The sequence below is a fragment of the Brachyspira catarrhinii genome, assembly GCF_005518285.1.
GTDB lineage: Bacteria > Spirochaetota > Brachyspiria > Brachyspirales > Brachyspiraceae > Brachyspira > Brachyspira catarrhinii.
In genome coordinates this window covers 1-1,704 of record NZ_SJDU01000440.1, presented here as the reverse complement: position 1 = coordinate 1,704, position 1,704 = coordinate 1, and the positions used below count along the sequence as shown (strand labels likewise).

General features: G+C 30.3%; 2 protein-coding genes. Both read right to left on the bottom strand.

All coding sequences use genetic code 11. From position 1 onward, the window contains the following. A partial coding sequence (locus EZH24_RS11295; RefSeq protein WP_236847202.1) for an SDR family NAD(P)-dependent oxidoreductase occupies positions 1–1,082 on the bottom strand: 1,082 nt, incomplete at its 3' end. A gap of 8 nt (positions 1,083–1,090) precedes the next feature. After that, positions 1,091–1,603: a hypoxanthine phosphoribosyltransferase gene (hpt, locus tag EZH24_RS11290; RefSeq protein ID WP_137999202.1), complete on the bottom strand. Its 513-nt coding sequence runs from the start codon at positions 1,601–1,603 to the stop codon at positions 1,091–1,093. Positions 1,604–1,704: the final 101 nt, after the last annotated feature.

Sequence of the window (1,704 nt, the reverse complement as noted above, 5' to 3'; positions counted from 1 at the left end):
ACGTGTGCTCTACCGATCTTAACCAATCTTGCCGCCTCTCTAATCGACATAAAAAATCTAACCATTTCAGGATGCGTCACCGTTATAGCTTTTCCTTCTTTTATCTGCCTTTCAAAAACGGGAATAACGCTTCCGCTACTCCCTAATACATTTCCAAATCTCGTTATTTTGAATATCGTGCTATTTTGTTCATGCGAAAAAGACATTATCATTCTTTCGCAAATTCTCTTGCTTGCGCCCATTAACGATGTCGGACGAACGGCTTTATCCGTTGATATGAATACAAAATTTTTTATATTATTTTTTATAGATAGAGCTGCAATATTTTCCGTAGCGAGTATATTATTTTTTATCGCTTCTTCGGGATATTCTTCCATAAATGGCAAATGTTTATAAGCCGCCGCATGAAATATTATATCAGGTTTATATTCTTTTAATATTTTACCGATTTTAATATAATCTCTGACATTTGAAATTATATATTTAAATTTATCTTTATTTTCTTGCAAGTTTATCGACATTAATAAAGAATGAATGGCATTTTCTGAAATTTCAAGGGCGATTACTTTTTTAACGGGCAAAGTTATTAACTGTCTCACAAGTTCGCTTCCTATAGAACCTCCGCCGCCTGTCACCAATACTACTTTATTTTTATAATAATCGTATATTTCTTTTTCGTCAAAACCGATTTCTTCTCTTCCGAGCAAATCCGCTGGTTCGAGTCGTCTAATATCTTTTAATGAAAAATTTCCTCTTATGATTTCAAAAATTCCCGGAACAATTTTATGTTTTATTCCAACGTTTGATATTGAATTTAAAATTTTTTCAAGTTCTTTTTGTTTTAATGTCGGTATCGCAATTATTATTTCGTCTATATTTATATTTTCCGATTTATATTCGTTTGCGATTTTTTCTATATCTTTTATTTTGCCTTTTACTTTTATCGAACGAACTTCTTTTTTGTTTTCATCGTCATCCAAAAAACATAGAATATTATAATCTTTATTTTTATCGGATAATATTTCTTTAGCGAGCATTTTTCCCGCATCGCCCGCTCCTATTATAATAATATTTTTAATCATAATTTTTCTTATTCCACAACTCCGATATATGGAATGTTTCTATATTTTTGAGCGTAATCTATTCCGTAGCCGACTACAAATTCGTCTTCTATATCGAAACCGTTATAATCTATATTTATATTTACTTTTCTTCTTGAAGGTTTATTCAAAAGAGCGCATATTTTTAAAGAGGCGATATTTCTCGTTTTCAAAACTTCGCAGATTTTTTCCAAAGTATAACCTGTGTCAATAATATCTTCTACGATAATAACATCTCTCCCCGTTAATTGAACATCAATGTCTTTCAAAATTTTTATTTCAGAGCCTATTTTATTATTTCCATAACTTGAAACTATCATAAAATCTATTTCTATCGGTATGTCTATATATCGCGATAAATCGGCTATAAATATGAAAGAACCCTTAAGCAAACCTATTAAACAAGGCGCGTTTTCTTTATTTCGGTAATCGTCCGATATTCTTTTTGCCAATTCTTTTACTTTTTCGTTAATCTGTTTTTCTTCGATAAGAATTTTTGATATTCATAATACCAAGAAGGAATTAATAGTTCATACATTCCATCATCTTCTGCATATACATGTAATTCTGAAAACTCATCATCTAGTATAGGAAATTTATCATT